Here is a 22342-nt window from a genome sequence, read left to right on the forward strand (position 1 = left end):
CGGACTGGACAGGCCCGGTTCGCAACTGTTCTATCCGCGGCATGAGTGCCGACGCCCGATTCCCCGATGTGATGCTGCTCGCCGCCGGGCTGGGCACGCGTTTGAAACCCCTCACCGATACGCTGCCCAAGCCGCTGGTGCCGGTGGGCGGGGTGCCGCTGATCGAGCGCATCATGGCCAATGCCCGGGCCGAGGGGGCCAAACGTTTCGCCGCCAATGCGCATTACCGCGCCGACCAGTTGCTCGCCCATTTTGGCGGACTGCTCAAGGTCAATCGCGAAGACACGTTGCTCGACACCGGGGGCGGGGTCAAGGCGGCGCTGCCGATGCTGGCTTCAGACCCGTTCTTCGTGATGAACACCGACGCGTTCTGGCCGGCGGGAAGCGATGCGCCACTGGCACGAATGCGTGCGCGCTTTGCAGACCCGGCCGATATCGTACTGCTTTGTGCGCAGCCCGCGCGCGCCAGCGGCTTTGCCCGCAGCCACGATTTCTGCCTCGACCCAATGGGCCGGATCACCCTCGATTATGGTGCGCCGGTGATTTATGCGGGCGTTGCACTGATGGGCAGGACCGCGTTCGACAACACGCCAGACGGCGCGTTTTCGCTCAATGTGCTGTTCGAGGAAGCGCTGAACGAGGAGCGTCTTAAAGGCGTAGTGCTCGACGCGCCCTGGTTTCATGTGGGCGATGCCGAAGGGCTGGCCGCAGCCGAGCGGGCACTGGCGTCATGAACCTTTTTACCATTGCCCCCCATACACCGTTTTTGCCCTGCCTGGTTGATGCGGTGATGGACGGGCGGCTACTGAGCGGCTGGGACCGAGCCGGACCATTCTGGTTGTCCGATGTCACGATAATTCTGCCGACTCGCCGGGCGCAGGACGAACTGGCGGAGGCCTTTGCCCGCCACCCCGCTTTTGGCGGTCTGTTGCCCGATATGCGCACTTTTGGCGGCGAGGTGAAAGATGAAGAGCCTTTCCTGCCGCCGTTCGACACGGAGCCGGACCCCAAGCCGGCCAGCGCGCTGCGCAGGCGGTTGGTGCTGTCTGAACTGGTCGCCGCATGGGCTAAGACAGAGGAGGGACGAGAGGCTTTTTCGACTCCGCCGACTGCGGCCGAGATTTTCTCGATGGCCGAGTCGCTGGGGCGGCTGATCGATGACCTGCATATCGAGGAGCGCAGCGCCGCCGATATCCGGGCGCTGGGTGCGGAGATGGCGCTGGAGCTGGGTAATTACTGGCAGCAGACGCTGAAATTTCTCGATATTGCACTTGAGGCCTGGCCGGTCATGCTGGCAAGGCTGGACATGGCCGACCCTGCAGCTCTGCGGCGCAGAAGACTGGACCGGCAGGCAAAGGCCGCGCCGTTCCTCTTCTCGGACAGACCAGTTATCGCGGCGGGGTCCACCGGCTCGATCCCGGCCACCGCAAGGCTGCTCAAAACCATTGCCGGGCTACTGCGCGGAGCGGTGGTGCTGCCCGGGCTCGACCGGACAATGAGTCCGGCAATGCTGGCGAGCTTTACCGATCCTGACAACAATCCGCATGGGCACCCGCAATATGGGCTGGCCCAATTGCTGAACAGCTTCGGTGCCGAACTGGGACAGGTGCGCGAATTGTGCGCGGCAGAGCATCCGCGCACCAGACTGATCAATCTGGCGTTGGCACCGACCGGGCAAACTGCCTTGTGGCCGGAACAGCGGTTCTCGCCCGCGTCGCTGGATGCAGCGCTTGACGGCGTGTCGATTATTCGCGCCCGCAATGAAGACGAGGAAGCCAGGGCCCTTGCGCTGGCCGCTCGTGATGCGCTCGACAGCGACCAATGCGTGGGCATTGTAACGCCGGACAGCAATCTGGCGCGGCGCATTGCAGCGGAACTGAAACGCTTCGATATCGTCGTCGACGATGCGGCCGGGACGCCGCTTTACCATGCCCCGGCGGGACGGCTGGCGCGGCAATTGCTCAATCTGGTGCAGAACAATTGCGCGGCGGTGGACCTCCTGGCGCTGCTGCGCAATCGGGCCACGACGCTGGGACTGGCGCGCGGCGCCGTGGTGGCGCTGGCGGACGATATCGATCTGGGGCTGTTGCGCGGACAGCGCCCGGCGCCGGGCATTGCCGGGATCCGGGCGATGCTGGCGGCACATCTGGGCGGCAAGCTAAAATATCCGGCCCGCACGCTATCACCGCAGCGCGGCGAAGAGATTGCCGTTCTGCTGGCCCGGCTCGAAACGGCATTAGCGCCGCTTTTTGCCCTGATGGCAGAGCGCGCGCTGCCGGCATCGGCTCTGGCGGGGGCCCTGGGACAGGCGATGGCAGCGGTCGGCCCAGGCACCCCCCTGCCCGGCCGGCCCGAGTTCGAGGCCTGGGTCGCCGACATGCAGGGGTTGAACGGCGAGGGACATCGTTTTGCGCCGCGCGGGCTGGAAGACGTATTGGCGGCGCTGATGACCGGCATCGAGGTGCGTCACGCCGGGCTTGAGGAGCGGCGCAACGATATCGCCATCTGGGGTCAGCTCGAGGCGCGGCTGATGAGCCCGGATGTGCTGATCCTGGGCGCGCTAAATGAAGACAAATGGCCGGCCACGGCCGATCCCGGCCCCTGGTTGAGCCGCGGTATGCGTCTGGCTGCGGGGCTCGAGCCACCCGAGCGGCAGCAGGGGCTGGCCGCGCACGACTTCGCACAGGCCATGGGCAACGGTCGGATCATTTTGGCCTATGCCGAACGGGTCGGGTCGAGCCCGGCGCTGGCCTCGCGCCTGATCCAACGGCTCGACGCCTTTGTGGGCGAGGGCATGGCGGCGCAATTGCGGGCCAGGGGCGATGTCTGGACCGGGCAGGCAAGGCGGCTCGATGCGGTGCCGCGGGTAGTGCCGGCACGGCGCCCGGCACCCAACCCACCCATTGGCGAGCGTCCGCGCAAGCTGTCAGTCACCGAGATCGAAACACTGATGCGCTCGCCCTATGATCTTTATGCCAAGCATGTGCTCAGGCTGAAGCCGCTCGATGCGCTGGGCGAAGACCCCGATGCGCGCGAGCGCGGCACCATCATCCACGCCATCTTTGCCCGCTTCGTCTTTGAAGAACGCGATCCCGCGGCGCCCGAGGCGCTGACGCGGCTGATGGAGATAGCCACAGAAGAATTTGCCGGGCTCGAGGCCATTGGCGAGCGGCGTGACATCTGGTTGCGGCGCTTTGCGACGGCAGCCGAGCAATTCCTCGATTACGAACGCGGACGTTCGGGGCTGGTCGAGAAACGGCATGCGGAGATTTCGGGGCGCTGGGAGCTGAAGCTGGCCGAACCCTTCGCCATCACCGGCCAAGCCGACCGCGTCGATCTGCTCAAGAATGGCACGCTGGAAATCCTTGATTTCAAGACCGGCTCGCCCCCCAGCAGCGCCAGCATGAAGGCCTTCGAGGCACCGCAATTGCCGGTGGAGGCAATGATGGCGCTCAATGCGGGTCTCAAAAATATTCAGCCCGCCGATACCAGCGCACTGACCTATATCAAGATCGGACTGGGACCGGACGCCTTCAAGCCGAGCGCCTTTGCGACCGCTGACGGGATGAGCGTGATGGCAGTGGCCGAGGAAGTGTTCCGGCGGGTGCAGCTCCATATCGAGCACTTCCTGTTTCACCAGACCGCCCTGCCCGCGCGCCTGTTGCCGCTCAAGGGTCAGCGCTTTGCCGGGGCCTATGACCATCTGGCGCGGGTCGATGAGTGGACCGCTGTCGATGGAGAGGACGAGGCATGAACGATCGTGGCGATTTGGTCGTGCCCAGCGACACCAGCCAGAGCCAGGCGCTGGCCGGTAATCCGGAATACTCGATCTGGGTGGAGGCCAATGCGGGGTCCGGCAAAACCTTCGTACTCACCACTAGGGTGCTGCGCCTGCTGCTGGCCGGGGTCAAGCCGCAATCGATCCTTTGCCTGACCTATACCAAGGCGGCGGCGGCCGAAATGCGCAAGCGTGTCGGCGCCAGGCTGGCCGCATGGGCGGTCGCGGATGCGGCGGTGTTGCGCGAGGAGTTGACAAAGCTGACCGGGCGAGACCCGGATGGGCGGCTGCTTGAGGATGCCCGCACGCTGTTTGCCAAGGCGCTCGAAACCCCCGGTGGGCTGCGCATTCTGACCATTCACGCCTTTTGCGAGGCGGTGCTGCACCGTTTTCCCATCGAAGCGGGGGTGCCGTTCGATTTTGCGGTGATCGAGGATGACCGGCGGGCACAGATGCTGCTGGCGGCGCGTGAAAGCGTACTGGCCGATGGGCTGCGCGGTGGGGAGAACGCAGAGGCGGTCGAGACCCTGTTCACCCTGCTGAGCGACAGCGCCATTACCGATGCCATCGGGGCGGCATTGGCCGAAGGGGCCAAGCTCAAGCCGGTGCTGGCCGATATCGACGGCGCCAAGGCGCGGCTGCGAGCCGTGGTGGGCGTGACCGGCACGGCGTCAGAGATTAAAAGGGAAATCGTTACGGCCAGCGCACTGACCAAGTCCGTCTGGCAGGAAATCATGTCGAGCTTTGACGCCAACCCGGCGGGACGGCGCTTTGTCGACATGGTGGCCCGGCTCGACCCGGACCGCTTGAGCGCCCACCAGCTTTGCGACCTGTTTGTCACCGAGGACAAGAAGAAGGTCAAGCATCCCCGCGCGCGCCTGCTCAACGCGGCCCAAGCGAAATCCAAGCCCCACTTGCAAGCCTTGCTGGAGGGCGAACGCGAGCGGATCTTTACGCTCGATGGCCAGTTGTCCGGGGCGCTGCTGGTGGAGCGCAGCGAAGCCGTGCTCGACGTCGTGGCGGCAATCGCGGTGCGCTACGAGACCGAGAAACGCCGCCATGCACTGCTCGATTTCGACGATCTGGTGGACAAGCTGGGCGACCTGTTTTCCAACCAGGCGCTGGGGCCGTGGGTGCAATACAAGCTCGATGCCGGTATCGACCATATCCTGGTCGATGAGAGCCAGGACACCAATGAGCAGCAATGGCGCGTGGTCAATGCGCTGGCGGACGAGTTCTTCTCTGGCGCCGGCGCCGTGACGCGACCTCGCTCGGTATTCGCCGTGGGCGACCAGAAGCAGTCGATCTACTCCTTCCAGGGCGCGCAGCCCGTGTTGTTCGGCGAAACCGGGCGACAGATGGCCCGCCGCGCCGGCGAAGCCGACAAGCCGTTCCGGCAGGTGCGGCTGCACACCAGTTTCCGCACGCTAAAGGGAATTCTCGACGCGGTGGATCGGGTCTGCTACCGCGCCGATATCCAGCAAGCGCTGCTTTCGGATGACAAGGTCATTCATCAGCCGGCGCGCAGTCAGCCGGGCGGCCATGTGGTATTGTGGCCACCAGTGCAGGATGAAGAGGTCGAGCGCGACACCAGCGCCTGGCCGCGCGTGGCGGTGGAGGCCGAGCAGAGCGCCAACCGACAGGTGGCCCTGCGCATTGCCCGGGAAATTCGGGGCTGGAGCGAAAGCGGACGGGTTCTGGCCGAGCGGAACAGGGTCGTGCGCGCCGATGACGTGCTGATCCTGGTGCAGAAGCGCGGACCACTGTTCAAGGAGATCATCCGCGCCCTGCGCAGCGAGGGCCTGCCCACGCCGGGCGCCGACCGGCTGGCGGTAACCGGCCATATTGCGGTGCTGGATTTGCTGGCACTGATCGATGTGCTGCTCAATCCGGCCGACGACCTGCAACTGGCCGCCCTGTTGCGCTCACCGCTGTTCGACCTTAGCGAAGACGATCTGTATGCCGTTGCCCGGCCGCGGGCTGCGGGTCAGACCTTGTGGTCGGCGCTGTTTGCGGCGGACGGGGAAGCGGCCCGGGTGGCTGGCGAGCGTTTGGGGCGCTGGCGGGCTGCGCTCGACATGGAGCGGCCCTTCGAATTTCTGGCCGGCGTGCTCTATGCCGAAGGCGGGCTCAAGCGGTTCCATGCCCGGCTGGGCACGGAAGTGGACGATGTCCTGACCGAACTGCTCGAACTGGCGCTGACCCATGAGCAGGGACCGCAGCCGTCGCTGCAAGGTTTTGCCGCCGAAATGCGCCGCCGTGCCGTGACCATCAAGCGCGAACTGGCCGAAAGCGGTGGCGGCGTGCGGGTGATGACGGTGCATGGCGCCAAGGGGCTGGAAGCCCCGATCGTGATACTGGCCGATGCGACCGGCAAGCCCAACGGCAACCAGACCGGTCAGGCCGTCTATGCCATCGACAAGGCCCCCGGCCCGCTGCTGCTGCATGCGGCCTCAAAAAGCCAGCATGTTCCGGAGACCGCACAATTGCGCCAGGAAATCGATGCCGTACGCGACCGGGAATATTGGCGCCTGCTTTATGTTGGCATGACCCGGGCCGAGGACGAACTCTATGTCACCGGGCCGCTGGGGTTGAAGGGCAATCTGGCAGGCACATGGTATGACGCCATAGAAACGGGGCTGGACGGGGCGTTGCATCCGGTGATGGACGAGAATGGCGAGACCGTCGCACGGGTCTTTCCCGGATCACCGCGCGCCGAATTTCAACCGGCTTTGGGTGAAGCGATCAGCCAGGCGCCTGAACTGGTGCTGTCCTCGGTGCCGCCACCGGTAAAAATCCCCGTCGTGGCGCCAAGCAATGCCGCAAAAGCAAATGGAATCCCGCATCCGCTGACCACCAAGGCCGATGCTTTGCGCGACGCAGAGGCGGCCCGCAAGGAAGGGCTGGCGCTGCATGCCCTGTTGCAGCATCTGGGCCGGGTGCCACCCGCCGAGCGGGACCGCGTGGCCCCTCGGGCACTCGAAACCCTGCTGCCGGATATGACGGAGCACTATCCGCGCATCTCGGACAAAGCGCTCGGTATTCTGGGCAATGGTGCCTTTGCCAGCCTGTTCGGACCGGATAGCCGCGCCGAACTGCCCTTCCGCGTAAGTGCGCTGCGGGCGGGGCAGGAGATCTGGCTAAGCGGGAGGATCGATCGAGTCGTGGTTGACGACTCAGGTGTGCTGGTGGTGGACTACAAATCCGACGCGTCGGTTCCCGAAGGAGCGGACGGCGTGCCGGGGAACTATCTCACCCAGCTAGGATTGTATGCGTTGGTTGCAGGTCAGCTTTTCCCCGGGCGGCCAGTGCGCGCGGCAATCCTGTGGACAGAGTTGGAATCATTGATGAAATTGCCGGACGAGCTGCTTGCTGCAGCTTGCGCGGAGTTCACCCTGCGGTGATCGGGCTTGTTGCAAGGCTGGACTCTCACCAGCTTTGGGGGCAAACAGACCGCCGCTTCCGGACCGGCGCCCAGCGGGCGTTCGCCGGGAACTGAAATACGAAAGCGCTTCGCATGGTTCCGGTCTGGGGCCAGCGTGTCAGCCGCCAAAGTACAAAAGGCATGAAAACCATGACCAAAGCCGTCTCCGAAGCCACTTTTAGCCAGGAAGTCCTGAGCTCCAATGAGCCCGTGCTTGTCGATTTCTGGGCGGAGTGGTGCGGCCCCTGCCGGGCCATCGCCCCGGTATTGGACGAGCTTTCCTCCGAGCTCGAGGGCAAGGTGAAGATCGTCAAGCTCAATGTCGATGAGAATCCCGGCATTGCCGCCCAGTATGGCGTGCGTTCGATCCCGACCATGATTTTGTTCAAGGCTGGTGAGGCCGCCGATATGAAGATCGGTGCCGGCACCCCCAAGGCAGGCCTGACCAAATGGCTTGAAGGCCACGCCGCCTAAGCCGCGAAGCGCAGCTTACACTGCTTGAGAACACCGCTGGATCGATCCGGCGGTGTTTTTTGTTCGGCGGTCAGCCCGCCAGGTCGAGCACCCACATTCCGGCCACGCCCACCTGTACCAACCTGTTCAGGTTCCGCTATGGCTGATAAGCCAGTGGGAACGATAACGATAAATATGTCGAGGAGCCCCCAATTGGCCGCCATCGATCTTTCCGCTGCGCCGTTCAACCTCGATGAGGAGGACACGGCCTGGGTTCATGCCACGCGCGACAGCCTGTCCCCTCGTGACAAGCTGGCGCAGCTTTTCGTTCTGTTGTCGCGCGAGGCGCCGGAGGAGGCGCTGGACGCAATTCGGGCCTTCAAACCCGGCGGCATTACTCGCATCTTTACGCCCGAGCTGGCCGATGAAATCGCGCTGATGCGACACATCAACAGCGCCGGACCGGTGCCGATGACGGTCAGCGCCGACCTCGAGGGCAGCCGCATGAGCCTGCCTTTCGGGACTGAAGTGCCTAACCCGCTGGGGCTGGCGGCCATTGACGATGTGGAGGTCACCAGCACGATTTCGACGCTGATGGCCGAGGAAGCCCATGCCGTGGGGCTCAATTGGAGCTTTACCCCGGTCATCGACATCAACAAGGCCTTTCAGAGCGCGATCGTGGGCACGCGCTCTTATGGCGACGATGTGGAGCGCATCGAGCGCCATGCGCTGGCGCAGATTGCCGCTTTCCAGAAACATGGCGTGGCTGCAACGGTGAAGCACTGGCCCGGCGAGGGCTATGATGATCGCGACCAGCACCTCGTGACGACGGTCAATCCGCTGAGCCTTGCCGAATGGGAAAAAACCTTCGGGCGGCTTTATCGCGCGGCCATCGAGGCGGGGGTGATGAGCGTGATGTCGGCCCATATCGCCTTTCCTGCTTTTGTACGCGAGCTCGATCCCGAGGCCGGCGCCGAGGCTTATCGGCCGGCCACCCAGAGCGTTGTGCTGAACCAGACGCTGCTGCGCGAAAAGCTCGGCTTTAATGGCCTGATCGTTTCGGACGCCACGCCCATGGCCGGGTTCGGCGATTGGGGCCCGCGCGAAGAGACCATCCCGCAATGCATCATTGCGGGTTGTGACGTGATCCTGTTCTCCGACGACCCCAATGCGGACCTGATGTATCTGGTCAAGGCGGTGGCCGATGGCCGGCTGAGCCAGGAACGGGTGGACGAGGCGGTGACGCGCGTATTGGCCCTCAAGGCAGCGGTGGGGCTGCACAAGGCAGATCAACCAGAGCCAGCGCTGGACAGTGCTGAAATGATCATGGCGCGCTCGACCAGCAAGCAGATTGCCAGCGCAGCTAGCGCGAAAGTGCCGACCCTGGTCAAGGATGTGACAAAGCTGCTGCCACTGACCCCGGCCAAACACAAGCGCGTGCTGATCTTCTCGACCGGGGCTGTACAACCTTTTGCCCCGGAGCCCCTGCCGCTATCCCTGCCGGATCTGCTGGCGCAGGAGGGGTTCGACGTCACTGAGTACAGCGAAGACATGCAGGTCAATCCCAGAGACTTCGACCTAGTGCTGTATCTGCTGGCTGAAGAAACTCTGCTGACACGGCAACGCATCTTCCTCAACTGGCGAGCCCTGACAGGCAATGTGTTTGGCGCCATGAAGCGCTATTGGCATGATGTGCCCACGCTGATGGTCTCGCTGGGCTATCCCTATTATCTGCACGATGCGCCGCGCGTGCCCACCTATGTGAACGCGTATGGTTCGAACGAGGAGATGCAGGCGGCCGTGGTCGAATGCCTGCTCGGCCGCAAGCCATTTGCCGGCAAGAATCCGGTCGACCCGTTCTGCGGCAGCGACCAGGGGAAATATTGAACCTCGGCTGCGTATCGCACCTTGCGGTGCACGGCCAGTCGCATAGCGCTGGTGGCCTTCTTGCCTGAGTTCGCTCCACCGGAGCGAATTTGCCTTCGGCCCGGCGCACCGCCTTTCGCGCACAGCGCTCACGGCCTTCTTGCCTAAATTCGCTCCACCGGAGCGAATTTGCCTTCGGCCCGGCTCGAAGCTACAAAGCCCGGCGCGCTTTGGGGACACTGATGGCCACCTATACCGATATCGCCCGCCGGGTTTACAACCACACCTTCAAGCTCGATCCGATCGTGCGGAGTCTGCTGGACACCGATTTCTACAAGCTCTTAATGCTGCAGATGGTGTGGGGGCTGTATCCCAAGGTCGAAGCGACGTTCAGCCTGATCAATCGCACCAGTTCGGTGCGGCTGGCCGATGAAATCGACATCGATGAACTGCGCGCGCAACTGGACCATTGCCGCAGCCTGCGCTTCTCGAAAAAGGAAATGATCTGGCTGGCGGGTAATACGTTTTACGGTTCGCGCCAGATCTTCCAGCCTGGCTTCCTGCGCTGGCTGGAAAACTTTCAGCTCCCCGAATACCGGCTGGAAAAGCGTGACGGCCAGTTCGTGTTGGAGTTTCCCGGGCTCTGGGTGGAAACCACCATGTGGGAGATCCCGGCACTGGCCATCATCAATGAATTGCGTAGCCGCGCCGCGATGAAGCGCTACGGGCCGTTCACGCTGGACGTGCTCTATGCCCGCGCCAAGGCCAAGATGTGGGAGAAGGTGGAGCGTCTGCAAAAGCTGCCCGATCTCAAAATTTCCGACTTTGGTACGCGACGGCGGCATTCCTTTCTCTGGCAGCGCTGGTGCGTCGAAGCACTCAAGGAAGGGATCGGCGCCAATATGACCGGCACTTCCAATGTGAAGCTGGCGATGGACAATGATCTCGAGGCGCTGGGCACCAATGCCCATGAACTGCCCATGGTGCTGGCGGCGCTGGCTCGGTCCGATGAGGAGTTGCGCGAAGCCCCTTATCGGGTGCTGCAGGACTGGAAGAGCTATTATGGCGGCAACCTGCTAATCGTCTTGCCCGACGCGTTCGGGACGAACGCATTTCTGCGCGATGCGCCGGACTGGGTAGCCGATTGGACCGGTTTCCGGCCCGACAGCGCGCCGGCCATTTCCGGTGGCGAAAAGATCATCGATTTCTGGAAAGCGCGCGGTCGCGACCCCAAGGAGAAGCTGCTGATCTTTTCCGATGGGCTCGATGTCGACATGATCGAGGAAGCCTATCTGCATTTTGACGGCAAGGTGCGCATGAGTTTTGGCTGGGGCACGAACCTGACCAATGATTTTGCAGGCTGTGCACCGGACCCGAATCCGGGCCTGACGCCGATTTCAATCGTTGCCAAGGTGAGCCAGGCCAATGGCCGGCCCGCCGTAAAGCTTTCGGACAATCCGGCCAAGGCCACGGGTGACAGCCAGGAGATCGCGCGTTACCTGCGGGTCTTCGGCGATGCGGGCCGGGAAGAACACGCCGTCCGCGTCTAATCGGCTCCGGCCGGTCCACCGCCATCACAAATATTGCTGGTCTGTGGAGAACCCCACGGGGGGCTGCCGCGTTAAGGCTCGATGAACCATCGGCGGCCAGTTTGGCCGTCGGGGGCTCTACGGAGCCAAGTATGAGTGTTGAATTGATCGATATTGCCCTGGCTGAACACCAGCCACACCCCACCCTTGCCAAACGTATGACCGGAAAGGTCCGGGCCGTCTTGACCGAAACAATCGGGGTAAGGGAGGTTCGTCACGAAATCCTGGTGCCGGTCTGGCTCGATGTACAGACGGGGATGAGCGAAGAGGACATTGAGCTGGGCCTGATGGTCAAGGCGGCCGATATCGTGGGGCGCCTCAAGCAGCACATGGGCGTGGTACCGGGCTAGCCGCGCCCATAGGAGGTCACGGTCGCACGCGCCGCATTTCTTCGAGAAACTTGCGCTGGATTTCTGTCTGGCGCTGGGGGTCGCGCGGTGTGACCTGCGCCGAGATGACTGGCTGGTCCTGATGCCAAGCCGGAGTCCTGGCCAGTGCCCGGGCGCGCTGGTTCAACTTTGAGCGCTGCTCTTTGCTTTCATCATGGAAAAACCAGATAATGGAAGCGGCGATGACGGCCCAGATGGCCAACAGTTCCCAAACCATGGCTTCCTCCTGCTCGGTGCATGAAAGTCATAGCTAACAAGAGGTTAATGGGGGAAGCGGAAACCGGTTTTAGGCTTAACCGGTAAAATTGCATCCAATCAGCGCTGCGCCGGCAGTTGCCCGCCGCGATTGAGCGTCACCAGCATGGCGCGCACCTGCGCTTCGGCCGCCCTGGTGACGGCCTTGCGATCAGCGCCCTGATTGAGCGACATGGGCGTGCCGAAGGCGACGGTGACGTCCTTGACCGGACCGGTGAGAATTTCGGCGATGTTCTGCCTGATCGATCTGGATTTAATCCAGGCGATCAGCGAACGCTCATTGCGGCTGACGGCAAGCCCCTGGAGCCGGGTATAGGCGATAGTGAGGGGCTGGATCAGCACTTCGCTGGCGCCGGCGTCCAGCATGGCGTGCTGGGCCGCCCCGATCAGGGCCGAGCGGAACGGCAGCACATGGGTGCCGATATCGGACTGGCCTTCGGCAAACAGCAGCACGGCATTGCCGCCCGACATGTGCCGGCCCATGGCCTGGGCCGTACGCCCGGCATCGGAGCGCCTGGTGCGGTCGACATAGATGGTGCGCTGGAGATTGGCCATCATGCCCACAAAGGGCCAGCTCCTCACTTCGCGTTTGGCGACAAAGGTGACATGGGCCACCGAGCCGATGGCGATAATATCGGTCCAGGAAATGTGGTTGGAAACAAGCAAGGTCCCGCGGCCATGCGAGGCTGTGCCAATGACATTGACCCGAAGGCCCAGAAAGACACAGCCCAGGCGGTGGAACAGACGCGGCAGCACATTCCAGAAGGGTAGTTTGAGCCACAGGATCAGGGCCTGGAGCGGAATAACGACCAGCATGAACGGCACTAAGACAAACAGGAAAAAAACGATCCTGAAGATCATTTGGCAGGCTCGTCTTTTTTCGTCCTATCAGCCAGCGGCACCGCATAAAGTTCAAGCCGATGATCCACCAGCTTATAGCCGAGGCGTTTGGCAATCACCTCCTGGATGGCCTCGATCTCCTCGTTGCGGAACTCGATCACCGTGCCGGAGCGAATGTCGATGAGATGGTCGTGATGCTCGTCCGGGATCAGCTCGAAGCGGGCGCGACCGTCCTTGAAGTCATGCTTGGTCACCAGGCCCGCCTCTTCGAACAGGTTCACCGTGCGATAGACCGTGGAGAGCGAGATGCGCGGATCAAGCGCCGAGGCACGGCGATAGAGCTCTTCGACATCGGGATGATCGGAGGCCTCCTCGATGACCCGGGCAATGGTGCGCCGCTGCTCGGTCATACGCATGCCGCGCGCGACGCAGGCCTCCTCAAGAGTGGGATCGGAGGGGTTTCTGTTCAAGCCATCGCTCCCTGATCTTGGTTGGCAAAGGTCCGGTTACCCAAGATCACGCGCCATGACAAGCGCGGTGGCCGCGCTACCATCGGGGCGGGGATAATATCCCTTGCGCTTCGAAATGGCTTCAAAACCCAGCGCCTTGTAGAGCCGGACAGCGGAGGCATTCTGCTCATCGACCTCAAGGAACATGCGCCGGGCCGGCGAGAGCATGAGATCGGCAAAGACCGCATCCATCAGCGCCCGCCCAATGCCCTTGCCGCGCCATTTGGGATCCACGGCGATGGTGAGCAATTCGGATTCGTCGGCAGCGATGCGGATCAGCGCAAAGCCGGATATCCTGCGCCGCGCATCGCAGGCCACATAGGTGAGACAGGCGCGATCGGCCAGGAAACTCTCGAACTCCGTGCTCGGCCAACCGCGATAAAAGCTCAGCGCGTGAATGCGCGCCAGTTCCCGCGCGTCGCTGGCCTCGGCCGGTTCGACATGCAGCCCGCCGGGGGCCATCCAGAATTTGAGCATCAGGCCCGCCTCGGGATGCGCGCCGCGTCCTGTGGCTTGGCGTCGGCATCGCGCACATAGCTGGCGTGGGGCGGGAAGGCCTGCGGATCGGCCGCAGCGGCGAAGCGGGCCATGGCGGCAATGTCGATGAAGGGAGACTGGATCAGTTCCGCGCCCTCAGGCACGGCAGCGATTGCCCGCTCCATGGACAGAAGGCGCGGTCCGTTGAGGCTGACACCGGGCGTCGCAAACAGCTCGAAATAGGCTTCGCCGCGCCGCGCATCGAGCAGCACGGCCACCGGGCCGCTGCTTGCCGAGAGGGACAGGGCGAGCAGGTTGGGGATGCCCAGTACGGGGATGTTGCGGGCCACGCCCAGACCCCGGGCGGCGGACAGACCGATCCGCAGGCCGGTGAACGAGCCCGGGCCGGTGGTGACGGCAATGCGGGTTATATCGGGATGGCCAAGGTGATTGCGCGCCAACAGGGTCTCAAGCCGGCCAAACAGGATTTCGGCATGGCCCTTGGCGATATCGACCAGTTCCGCATCCACTTGCCCATCGGCGCGCAACAGGGCCAGTTGCAGGCGCGGCGCGGCGGTGTCGATGGCAAGAGTGATCGGCTGGGTCATGTTGGCTCCCGCTCCGGCTGATGGAGCGCTGTTTTGAAGTAGCGCCAGAGGCAGGCCAAGTCCACCACCAAGCACCTGTCTTGACGCTTCGAGTGGCGGCGACCACCTTGCCCGCATGCCCAGTGATTCGCTTCTTCTGCGCCCATGACCTGGCTGGCCGAAACCACCATGCTCAGCCATGGCTGGCGCCGCTTTGTGCTGCTCCTGCTGGCCGGGGCCATTGCGGGTCTTTCGGTGCCCCCGTTCTTTGTGCTGCCGGCGCTGTTCGCGGCCATGCCGATCTGGGTCTGGGCGCTGGATGGTGCCGAGCGGCTGGGTGGCTGGCGACGGCTGTTCGGCCCCGCCTTTTCCATCGGCTTCGCCTTTGGCCTGGGTTATTTCCTGGTCGCCCTGCACTGGCTCGGTGCCGCCTTCTTCATTGACGGCGGCTGGGTGCTGGCGGCCATGCCGTTCGCCATTCTGGCACTTTCGGCGCTGATCGCGCTGTTCTGGGGGTTGGCCAGTGCCCTGGCGCATTTGAGCTGGAGCCATGGCTGGGTGCGGATCCTCACCCTCACTGCGTGGCTCACCGCAACAGAATACGCGCGCGGGCATCTGTTTTCCGGTTTTCCCTTTGACCTCCTGGGCTACAGCCTGACCGGAACCGATGAGATGATGCAATTGGCTTCGGTGATCGGGGTTTATGGACTGACCTTCCTGGCACCGCTGCTGGCCATGACCCCTGCCCTGGTCTGGCCGGCCGACAATCGCGGCTGGTCACAACGGCTGGCACCGATTTTCCTGGCACTGCTGGTGGTTGCAGGCCAGCTTGGCTATGGCTGGAACCGGCTGAGCGGCACGGTGTCGACCGAGCGTCAGGACATGAATCTACGCCTGGTGCAGCCGCTGGTCTATGAGCATACCGATTTCGGCAATGTCGACCCGGTGGCGCTGATCGACCGGCTGCTGATGCTTTCGGACATGCGCATGAGCCCCTCTGATCAGGGGCTCAACGACATCACGCATCTGATCTGGCCCGAATCGAGCCTGCCGTTTTTCCTCGAGAGCTATCCCGAGGCGCTGGCGCGCATTGCCCGCCTGCTGCCCGAACAGGCAAGCCTGTTGGCCGGGGTGCCGCGCCGTCCCTTTGCGACCGGCCCGCTGGAGGTCACAGGGGCGCCGCATAATTCGGTGGTGGCGATCGACACCGAAGGCGAGGTGGTGGCGAGCTATGACAAGTCCCATCTGGTGCCGTTCGGCGAATATCTGCCCTTTGCCGATTTTTTCGCGCAATTGGGCATCAAGCAGTTCGTGCCCGGGGCCGATGGCTGGTCGCCCGGCGATGTGAAACGGCGGCTGTTGAACCTGCCCGCAGCGCCGGCTCCGCTGGTGCTGGTGTGCTACGAGATCATTTTTTCCGGCGATCTGGGAGATACGGCAGGCGCGCAGTTCCTGCTCAACCTGACCAATGATGCCTGGTTCGATGGTTCGGTTGGGCCGGCCCAGCACGCCCACCATGCGCGGCTCCGCGCTGTCGAGGAGGGCATGAGCCTGGTGCGGGCCGCCAATACCGGCCTGACCTTTGCCACGGATCCGCTTGGCCGGGTGAGCGGCGAACTGGCGCCCGGGGAAATGGCCGTGCTCGATGTGCGCCCGCATGAGCGGCTGGCCGGCACCGTGTTCCAGTCGGTGCGGCACTGGCCGGTGCTGATCGCTGTGCTGGCCGGGATATTGGCCGGATTGGTCGCCTCACGCCGGGCTCGCAAGCGGCGCCCGGAATAGCAAAACCCCGACTGCATTGCTGCAATCGGGGTTTTGAGAAATTGGTGCCCAGAAAAGGACTCGAACCTTCACGCCTTGCGGCACACGGACCTGAACCGTGCGCGTCTACCAATTCCGCCATCTGGGCGACGGCGGTGTGTCTATGGCGATGCCGGGGCATTGTCAATGCGCATTCTCTTAGATTGTCAGAAGTTTGCACCGTCACAGGTTTTCGACGCGTGGCTACCTCTGCAAATTCCCACCCGGACCGGGCTTTGCAGCGTGCAGCAAGGCTCGACAGGAACGGGCGGGCTGGGCTAGAAGCGGAACCAATATTGTCTCGCCTGATCTCGGAGCCCCACCATGGATCGCAATACCCCCAAGCTCGTCACCATTTTCGGCGGGTCGGGATTTGTCGGCAATCATCTGGTGCAATTGCTGGCCCGCCAGGGTTATCGCATTCGCGTCGCGGTGCGCCGCCCAGATCTGGCCGGCGAGGTGCGCATGTTCGGTAGTGTGGGCCAGGTGGCGCCAATCCAGGCCAATCTGCGTAGTGAAGCTTCGGTGCAGCGTGCCGCAGCGGGTGCTGACATCGTCATCAACCTGGTCGGGGTTGCTCACCAAGCCGGCAAGCAGACGTTCGAGGCCGTGCATGTGGAAGGCGCTGCGGCGGTGGCTCGCGCCGCCAAGGCCGCTGGAGCGAGCGCGCTGGTGCATCTTTCAGCGCTGGGCGTCGACAAGGCAGCCGATGTCAGCGCCTATGCCGCGTCCAAACTCAAGGGCGAAGAGGCCGTGCTCGCAGCCTACCCCAAGGCTGTCATCATCCGTCCCTCGCTGATGTTTGGCCAGGGCGACGGGTTCTTCAACCTGATGGGATCGATGGCGCGCATCCTGCCGGTAATGCCACTGATTTCGGGAAAAACGCTGTTCCAGCCGGTCTTTGTGGGCGACGTGGCCGAAGCCATCGCCAAGGCCGCGCAGGGCGCGGTCAAGCCGGGCCGTGTCTACGAGCTGGGTGGCCCGGATGTGGAAAGCCACCGAATCCTGATGGAGCGCATTCTGCGCGAGGCGGGGCGCAACCCGATGCTGGTTTCAGTGCCCTCGGGGTTGATGAAGATGATGGCCTCGCTCATCGGCATCCTGCCCTTCAAGCCGCTGATCACGTCTGATCAGGTGGAATTGCTGGGCGTCGACAATGTCGTGTCCGATGCAGCCCGGAAGGAAAAGCGCAATCTGGCCGCCTTTGGCATCGAGCCCACCAGCATGGACGAGATCCTGCCCACCTATATGTGGCGCTTCCGCCGCCATGGCGAGTTCGACCGCGAAGGCGGCTCGCCGGTGATCCCGACCTGATTACAGGCGATCAGCGCAGCAGCGAATTTATCACCCCGGGCCATCGGCCCGGGTTTTTTTGTTTTTTGCCTTTGGCACCAGCAAGTTGCAAAACGGACCCGCCACGCTTTAGAAAAACTTCCAAGATATATCTTGAACGCACGCCTACATGCGCCAATCTCTAGGTCGAAGGGCTTTATGATATATCTGGAGATAGGTTATGAGCTACTGGAAGAACGGTGAGCCGAACTGGCGCCATATCGAGCGCATGGCGCGGCGCGGCTGGGGCCGGATGGCCCGCATGGCGGATGAAGAGTTGGGACAGGTCGGCGGAAATTTCCGCGTCGGCCGTATGCTGGCCTCGGGCGATCTGCGGCTGGTGGCGCTCTATTTCATCGAGCAGCAGCCTCGGCACGGTTATGATCTGATCAAGGCGGTCGAGGAGCGCTCCAATGGCGTTTATTCGCCCAGTCCCGGCATTGTCTATCCGGCGCTGACCTATCTCGAAGAGGCGGGCTTTGTGACCTCGGCCGTCGACGGTAACAAGAAGCTCTATACGATCACTGAAACGGGCAAGAGCCATCTTGCGGATAATCGCGAGGCGGTTGCCGGCACGCTGGATTTCCTGGCGCGCACGGGCGAACAGATGAGCCGGTTCCGCGAATTCGTGAAGGCCGACTGGCCGTTTGCAGACGATCCGGAAGCGGGCAATGTTCCGCCGCAATGGGCGGAACGCGAGGCACAGGCCGATCGGCCGATGAAGGACGCTATTCCAGAACTGGAAGCCGCGCGCAAAACGCTCAAGGAGGCCATCAAGCGGGCTCGGCGCGGCGACAAGGAGCAGCAGCGCAAAGCCGCCGCCGTGCTGCAGCAGGCCGCCACGGCGCTGCATGCGATCGGCGATGACGAAGTGGATATCTAGGCCACGGACCTGCCTTCTCCCCTGGCGGGGGAAGGTGGGCCCACCCGGCTCAAGCGCCTGGCTTGGTCCTGAGGAAGTCCAGCACCATCTGCACGGCGTGGGCTTCGCGTTCCTGCACCATGTTGACGCTGGTCAGGTCGCGCTCGAAGATCACCGACAGCGTGGCCGTGTTGGAGACGTAGAAGAAGCCAAGTGCTGCCACTGAAATATAGAGCTGCACCGGATCCACATCGCGGCGGAAAGCGCCGGTGGCGGCGCCACGCTCGATGATGGCGGCGATCTGACCGACCAAAGGTGAATGCAGCGCCTTGATGTCGGGCATGGTTTTGAGGAACCGCGCGTTCTCGATGTTTTCCGTGCCCAGAAGGCGTGGAAACCAGGGATTGGCCAGGAAGTGCCGGAAGGTGAAGCGCACCAGCCTGTCCATAGCCTGTACCGGATCATATTGATCAAGCGACAGTGCTCGTTCGCCCTTACGGATCTCCTGATAGGCGTCGAGGAGCACCGCCCGGTACAGCTCCTCCTTATTGCCGAAATAGTGGTAGAGCAGGCGCTTATTGGCCCCTGCCCGATCGGCAATTGCATCCACCCGCGCCCCTTCAAAGCCCCGATCGGCAAACTCCACCCGCGCGGCGGCGAGGATGGAGGCCTTGGTCTTGGCCGAATTTCGGGGCCGCTTTGTCGCCTCAGCCTTGCGCCGAGGCGTCTCCACGGTCGCGGGTGAAGATGGATCGGACACGTTTGGACACCGCCGGAATGGACATGAGGATGGTCAGGATGATGATGATGCAGATAACAGCGCTGATGGGCCGGGTAAAGAACGGGCTCGGATCGCCATTGGTCAGCAACAGCCCCCGCCGAAGGTTGAGATCAAGCAGATCTCCCAGGATGATGCCCAGCACCAGCGGGGCCATCGGGTATTTCATCTCGCGCAGGATGAAGCCGACAATGCCAAAGCCGACCATCACATAGACGTCGAACATGCGCTGGGTGATGGCGAAGCTGCCAACCACGCACAGGACATAGACCACCGCCATCAGTCGCTCACGTGGCACTTGCAGCACGGTGAGCAGCGGCTTGGTCAGGGTCAACCCGAAGATCAGCATGGCAATGGTGGAGAAAAACAGGATCGCCACGATCTGGTAGAGAAACTCAGGGTTCTCGGTCATCAAGAGCGGGCCGGGCCGAATGCCATGGATGAACATGGCCGCGATCAGCACGGCCGCCGCTGCCGAGCCGGGCAGGGCCAGGGTGAGCGTGGGGATCATGGCGCCGGGGATGACGGCGGAATTGCCGGTTTCGGCAGCGATCAGCCCTTCCTGGCTGCCCTTGCCGAACATGTGCTTTTCCTTGCTGACCCGCTTGGCCGCCGCATAGGAAGCCCAGGCGCCGACATCCTCGCCCACGCCGGGCACGATGCCAACAAATGTGCCGATGAGACCTGAGCGGAACGTGGTCCACTTGTATTTGAACACCTCGGAAAAGCGCGGGATGACCCGGTCACCGGAGGAAATGATGCGGGCCTGGGCGGAGCGTTTCATGACGCCCAGGATTTCGGCGAAACCGAAGGCACCGACCATGGCCGGGATCAGGTCAACGCCGCCGCCCAGCGCTGAAATGCCAAAGGTGAAGCGCTGATGGGCATGCAGGGTTTCCATGCCGACCATGGCGACAAGCAGTCCCAATATGCCAGCAATATAACCCTTGAGCGGATCGTCGATGGCGGTCAACTGCCCCGAGATAATGACGCCGAACAGCGCCAGCCAGAAAAATTCATAGGTGCCGAACTTCAGCGCCGCCTCCGCCAGTAGCGGTGCGATCAGGGCCAGGGCGATGATGCCGACAATGGTGCCCAGCGCCGAAGAGGTGGTGGCCAGACCCATGGCCGTACCGGCCTTGCCCGAGAGGGCCAATGGATGCCCGTCAAGCGTGGTGGCAGCGCTGGCCGGCGTACCGGGAATGGAGAGCAGGATGGCCGTGCGGCTGCCCCCATAAATGGCGCCGCAGTAAAGGCACATCAGGCACAGGATCGCCTGATCGGGCGCCATTTTGTAGGTGAGCGTGACCAATAGCGCGACGCCCATGGTGGCGGTCAGGCCGGGAAGGGCACCGATGATGATGCCCAGCAGGGTTGCCCAGGCGATGTTGAACAGGGACACCGGGGTGAGGAAATGGGCGAGCCCGCCACCGAGCATCAGAAGGCCGTCAAACATGGTCGCGCGCTCCTATGGCAGCCGTACGAGGAAGGCGCGTTCAAACACCAGGGTCACCACGGTCGCGGTCACCAGCGCCAGGCCCGAGGCCCAGAGCAGGGATTTGAGCCAAGGCTTGCGCGGTTCGGACAGCCAGCACTCAAACACCATGATGAAGGTGAAAACGAAGAGGCCCGTGGCCGCCCAGAAGGGCAGGGTGCCAACCAGGCCAAGGGTATAGATCAGGGCCAGCAGCATGACTGAGCCGGCGCGCGCCGCAGCGCCAGAGAGCACGGCACCGGACAATTGCTGCCAGCCCCCTGTCGCTGGGGTTCGGAGGGAACGGAAGGATAGAATGGTCCCACACAGGGTCAGCGCAATGGCCAACATGCCCGGCACCAGTCCCGGCACCGTCATGGGATGGATACGGCGCACCTCGAGCCGATCCATGGTCCATGCGCCATAGAAGATCGACAACCCAAGCAGAATAAAGAACAGACCCGCCAGCAGGTCTGCCTTGATCATAGCGGGTGGCGGCGCATCATCGGATGGTGTGGGGGTGTCGGTGGTCATATTGGTCTGAACCTTGCGGCCAGGGGATTGCGCCAAGCGCAATCTCAAGGGAGCCGTTATTGCAGGGTTTGTCTTGACATCCAGCATGCCGAGACATTGGGGTGGACCACCGGGGCTGGCCCGGTGGTGCGTGGGCTGGACAATTGGGCTGGGCCGGCCAGAGGCCGACCCAGGCGGGCTACATGCCCACTTCGGTGCGGGTTTCGCAGTCGATGCCGATTGTCGATGGATCATTGACGGCTTCGCCGCGCTCCACCGAGGAACAGGCCTCGAGGATCACCACCGGCATGGCCAGGGCGCGAGCTTCTTCACCATAGGAGGGAGCAAAGACCGCGCCGAAGTTTTCCGCATAGGTCTTGATCTCTTCGGAGTTCATCACCTGCTCCGCCCAGATCTTGTCCATGGTGGCGATCACTTCGTCGGGCACGCCGGCCGGGATGAAGATGCCGAAATAGTCGGGCGCGAGCGGCATGTCCGGCAGCCAGTTGGTGACTGGCGGGATCGGATCGACGCCGTCGAGATCAAGCGGCTTGTCGGAGAGCACGGCCAGTGCCTTGAGGCGGCCGCCGCGGATGAGTTCGGTCTGTTCCACCGCGAGCTGGGTGGTGACCATGGCCTCGCCAGAAGCGGTGGCAATGGCTGCAGGCCCACCACCATCATAGGTGATCATGTTGTAATCAAAGCCGTCGGCCGCATCGGACAGGGCCGCAATCGCGGTGCCTCCCGACGACGTCACGCCCGCCGTGGCGACCGAGATGCCGCGCCCAGCGTCCGATTTGAAGGCTTCGAGCAACTGCCCGAAATCCTCGAACTGGCTATCGGCCGGGACCGAGACCACCGGCACGTTGGCGACCGAAAGATAGATATGCCAATCGTCGATATTGGTATCTTCGAGCAGGCCGGTCACCGAGTAGGTGGCATTGTTGGCGATCGCGTTGGCGGTCCAGGTGTAGCCGTCGCGCGGCGCGTTAAGCACTTCCTGGGTGCCAATGGCGCCTGACGCCCCCGGCTGGTTGACCACGACGACTTCGACCCCCAGGGCCTCGGCCAGAATCGGCGCGGTGACGCGGGTGACCTGGTCGGTCGAGCCGCCAGCGCCCCAAGGCACGATCAGGTTGATCGGGCGATCTGGTTGCCACTCCTGTGCAAACGCCGTGGCTGTGCCCAGCGTCATCAGGGCACAGCCCGACGCCAGGACGATTCGCAAGGACTGCTTCATCGTTTTCTCCTCCCTCTGTGGCCGGAACTGACTATTCCGGTTCTCCAAGGGAACTTGCGGCCGTTCCCCAGGCGAGTCAAGCGACATGTAACCAGTTGGTGAGCTGAATCGATTGCGAAACGCGGCGAGAAAATGCGTTGCGTCAAGATGTTCGAATGCTATCACAAAGCCCTGCC

Annotated in this window: 19 protein-coding genes and 1 tRNA gene; 10 read left to right on the forward strand and 10 right to left on the reverse strand. The window is 63.2% G+C overall.

Features of this window, described 5'->3' with window-relative positions; all coding sequences use genetic code 11:
- The first annotated feature begins 41 nt into the window (after positions 1-41).
- The 7 genes from GGR20_RS09555 to GGR20_RS09585 all read left to right on the forward strand — a co-directional run bounded on the left by GGR20_RS09555 (position 42) and on the right by GGR20_RS09585 (position 11460).
- Positions 42-734, forward strand: a complete 693-nt coding sequence (locus GGR20_RS09555; RefSeq protein WP_183311024.1) for a nucleotidyltransferase family protein — start codon at positions 42-44, stop codon at positions 732-734.
- Entirely contained in the window at positions 731-3754 is a 3024-nt protein-coding gene (gene addB, locus GGR20_RS09560) for a double-strand break repair protein AddB (protein WP_183311025.1), read from the forward strand. The genes GGR20_RS09555 and addB overlap by 4 nt, the downstream gene beginning before the upstream one ends.
- A complete protein-coding gene (gene addA, locus GGR20_RS09565; protein ID WP_183311026.1) occupies positions 3751-7182 on the forward strand; it encodes a double-strand break repair helicase AddA in 3432 nt (1143 codons plus the stop codon). Before addB ends, addA begins: the two co-directional genes overlap by 4 nt.
- Positions 7183-7352: 170 nt before the next feature.
- A complete protein-coding gene (gene trxA, locus GGR20_RS09570; RefSeq protein WP_183311027.1) occupies positions 7353-7676 on the forward strand; it encodes a thioredoxin in 324 nt (107 codons plus the stop codon).
- Between the two features lie 192 nt (positions 7677-7868).
- Positions 7869-9542 carry a glycoside hydrolase family 3 protein gene (locus GGR20_RS09575; RefSeq protein ID WP_246349520.1) on the forward strand — a complete coding sequence of 558 codons (1674 nt, stop codon included), beginning with the start codon at positions 7869-7871 and terminating at the stop codon, positions 9540-9542.
- A gap of 221 nt (positions 9543-9763) precedes the next feature.
- On the forward strand, positions 9764-11071 hold the full coding sequence (gene pncB, locus GGR20_RS09580; RefSeq protein ID WP_183311029.1) for a nicotinate phosphoribosyltransferase: 1308 nt from the start codon (positions 9764-9766) through the stop codon (positions 11069-11071).
- A 131-nt stretch (positions 11072-11202) separates the two neighbouring features.
- Positions 11203-11460 (forward strand): hypothetical protein, encoded by a 258-nt coding sequence (locus GGR20_RS09585; RefSeq protein WP_183311030.1) that lies wholly within the window; start codon positions 11203-11205, stop codon positions 11458-11460.
- A 16-nt stretch (positions 11461-11476) separates the two neighbouring features.
- Here GGR20_RS09585 and GGR20_RS09590 read toward each other — a convergent pair whose 3' ends face one another.
- The 5 genes from GGR20_RS09590 to tsaB form a co-directional block, all read right to left on the reverse strand.
- A complete protein-coding gene (locus GGR20_RS09590; protein WP_183311031.1) occupies positions 11477-11716 on the reverse strand; it encodes a hypothetical protein in 240 nt (79 codons plus the stop codon).
- A 98-nt stretch (positions 11717-11814) separates the two neighbouring features.
- Entirely contained in the window at positions 11815-12615 is an 801-nt protein-coding gene (locus GGR20_RS09595; RefSeq protein WP_183311032.1) for a lysophospholipid acyltransferase family protein, read from the reverse strand.
- Positions 12612-13010 (reverse strand): Fur family transcriptional regulator, encoded by a 399-nt coding sequence (locus tag GGR20_RS09600; protein WP_183311229.1) that lies wholly within the window; start codon positions 13008-13010, stop codon positions 12612-12614. The genes GGR20_RS09595 and GGR20_RS09600 overlap by 4 nt, the downstream gene beginning before the upstream one ends.
- Positions 13011-13100: 90 nt before the next feature.
- On the reverse strand, positions 13101-13580 hold the full coding sequence (rimI, locus tag GGR20_RS09605) for a ribosomal protein S18-alanine N-acetyltransferase (protein ID WP_183311033.1): 480 nt from the start codon (positions 13578-13580) through the stop codon (positions 13101-13103).
- Positions 13580-14188 (reverse strand): tRNA (adenosine(37)-N6)-threonylcarbamoyltransferase complex dimerization subunit type 1 TsaB, encoded by a 609-nt coding sequence (tsaB, locus tag GGR20_RS09610; RefSeq protein ID WP_183311034.1) that lies wholly within the window; start codon positions 14186-14188, stop codon positions 13580-13582. The genes rimI and tsaB overlap by 1 nt, the downstream gene beginning before the upstream one ends.
- A gap of 144 nt (positions 14189-14332) precedes the next feature.
- Between tsaB and lnt the strand changes: the two genes are divergently transcribed.
- Positions 14333-15949, forward strand: coding sequence for an apolipoprotein N-acyltransferase (gene lnt, locus GGR20_RS09615; RefSeq protein WP_183311035.1), 1617 nt, complete (start codon positions 14333-14335; stop codon positions 15947-15949).
- Positions 15950-15991: 42 nt separating this feature from the next.
- Here lnt and GGR20_RS09620 read toward each other — a convergent pair.
- A tRNA-Leu gene (locus GGR20_RS09620) sits at positions 15992-16076 on the reverse strand.
- A 215-nt stretch (positions 16077-16291) separates the two neighbouring features.
- Here GGR20_RS09620 and GGR20_RS09625 point away from each other — a divergent pair.
- Positions 16292-17281 carry a complex I NDUFA9 subunit family protein gene (locus GGR20_RS09625; RefSeq protein WP_183311036.1) on the forward strand — a complete coding sequence of 330 codons (990 nt, stop codon included), beginning with the start codon at positions 16292-16294 and terminating at the stop codon, positions 17279-17281.
- A 199-nt stretch (positions 17282-17480) separates the two neighbouring features.
- Positions 17481-18182, forward strand: a complete 702-nt coding sequence (locus GGR20_RS09630) for a PadR family transcriptional regulator (RefSeq protein WP_183311037.1) — start codon at positions 17481-17483, stop codon at positions 18180-18182.
- A gap of 49 nt (positions 18183-18231) precedes the next feature.
- Here the strand turns inward: GGR20_RS09630 and GGR20_RS19090 are convergent, their stop codons facing one another.
- The 4 genes from GGR20_RS19090 to GGR20_RS09650 all read right to left on the reverse strand — a co-directional run bounded on the left by GGR20_RS19090 (position 18232) and on the right by GGR20_RS09650 (position 22166).
- Positions 18232-18921, reverse strand: a complete 690-nt coding sequence (locus GGR20_RS19090) for a TetR family transcriptional regulator (RefSeq protein ID WP_183311038.1) — start codon at positions 18919-18921, stop codon at positions 18232-18234.
- The gene (locus GGR20_RS09640) at positions 18869-20395 is read right to left on the reverse strand and encodes a tripartite tricarboxylate transporter permease (RefSeq protein WP_183311039.1); all 1527 of its coding nucleotides are present in this window, start codon (positions 20393-20395) and stop codon (positions 18869-18871) included. Before GGR20_RS09640 ends, GGR20_RS19090 begins: the two co-directional genes overlap by 53 nt.
- A 12-nt stretch (positions 20396-20407) precedes the next feature.
- Positions 20408-20947: a tripartite tricarboxylate transporter TctB family protein gene (locus GGR20_RS09645; protein ID WP_183311040.1), complete on the reverse strand. Its 540-nt coding sequence runs from the start codon at positions 20945-20947 to the stop codon at positions 20408-20410.
- Positions 20948-21125: 178 nt separating this feature from the next.
- Positions 21126-22166 carry a Bug family tripartite tricarboxylate transporter substrate binding protein gene (locus GGR20_RS09650; RefSeq protein ID WP_210283141.1) on the reverse strand — a complete coding sequence of 347 codons (1041 nt, stop codon included), beginning with the start codon at positions 22164-22166 and terminating at the stop codon, positions 21126-21128.
- Positions 22167-22342 lie beyond the last annotated feature (176 nt).

Origin of the sequence: Devosia subaequoris, from assembly GCF_014197055.1 — a bacterium.
Taxonomy (GTDB): domain Bacteria; phylum Pseudomonadota; class Alphaproteobacteria; order Rhizobiales; family Devosiaceae; genus Devosia; species Devosia subaequoris.

Bases quoted from the DNA above. Each gene is read 5' to 3' on its own strand.
- addA (WP_183311026.1), top strand. From the start codon at position 3,751: ATGAACGATCGTGGCGATTTGGTCGTGCCCAGCGACACCAGCCAGAGC.
- lnt (WP_183311035.1), top strand. From the start codon at position 14,333: ATGACCTGGCTGGCCGAAACCACCATGCTCAGCCATGGCTGGCGCCGC.
- GGR20_RS09630 (WP_183311037.1), top strand. From the start codon at position 17,481: ATGAGCTACTGGAAGAACGGTGAGCCGAACTGGCGCCATATCGAGCGC.
- GGR20_RS09555 (WP_183311024.1), top strand. From the start codon at position 42: ATGAGTGCCGACGCCCGATTCCCCGATGTGATGCTGCTCGCCGCCGGG.
- GGR20_RS09600 (WP_183311229.1), bottom strand. From the start codon at position 13,010: ATGCGTATGACCGAGCAGCGGCGCACCATTGCCCGGGTCATCGAGGAG.
- pncB (WP_183311029.1), top strand. From the start codon at position 9,764: ATGGCCACCTATACCGATATCGCCCGCCGGGTTTACAACCACACCTTC.
- tsaB (WP_183311034.1), bottom strand. From the start codon at position 14,188: ATGACCCAGCCGATCACTCTTGCCATCGACACCGCCGCGCCGCGCCTG.
- GGR20_RS09625 (WP_183311036.1), top strand. From the start codon at position 16,292: ATGGATCGCAATACCCCCAAGCTCGTCACCATTTTCGGCGGGTCGGGA.
- GGR20_RS09595 (WP_183311032.1), bottom strand. From the start codon at position 12,615: ATGATCTTCAGGATCGTTTTTTTCCTGTTTGTCTTAGTGCCGTTCATG.
- GGR20_RS09650 (WP_210283141.1), bottom strand. From the start codon at position 22,166: ATGAAGCAGTCCTTGCGAATCGTCCTGGCGTCGGGCTGTGCCCTGATG.
- GGR20_RS09645 (WP_183311040.1), bottom strand. From the start codon at position 20,947: ATGACCACCGACACCCCCACACCATCCGATGATGCGCCGCCACCCGCT.
- GGR20_RS09590 (WP_183311031.1), bottom strand. From the start codon at position 11,716: ATGGTTTGGGAACTGTTGGCCATCTGGGCCGTCATCGCCGCTTCCATT.
- rimI (WP_183311033.1), bottom strand. From the start codon at position 13,580: ATGCTCAAATTCTGGATGGCCCCCGGCGGGCTGCATGTCGAACCGGCC.
- addB (WP_183311025.1), top strand. From the start codon at position 731: ATGAACCTTTTTACCATTGCCCCCCATACACCGTTTTTGCCCTGCCTG.
- GGR20_RS09640 (WP_183311039.1), bottom strand. From the start codon at position 20,395: ATGTTTGACGGCCTTCTGATGCTCGGTGGCGGGCTCGCCCATTTCCTC.
- GGR20_RS09585 (WP_183311030.1), top strand. From the start codon at position 11,203: ATGAGTGTTGAATTGATCGATATTGCCCTGGCTGAACACCAGCCACAC.
- trxA (WP_183311027.1), top strand. From the start codon at position 7,353: ATGACCAAAGCCGTCTCCGAAGCCACTTTTAGCCAGGAAGTCCTGAGC.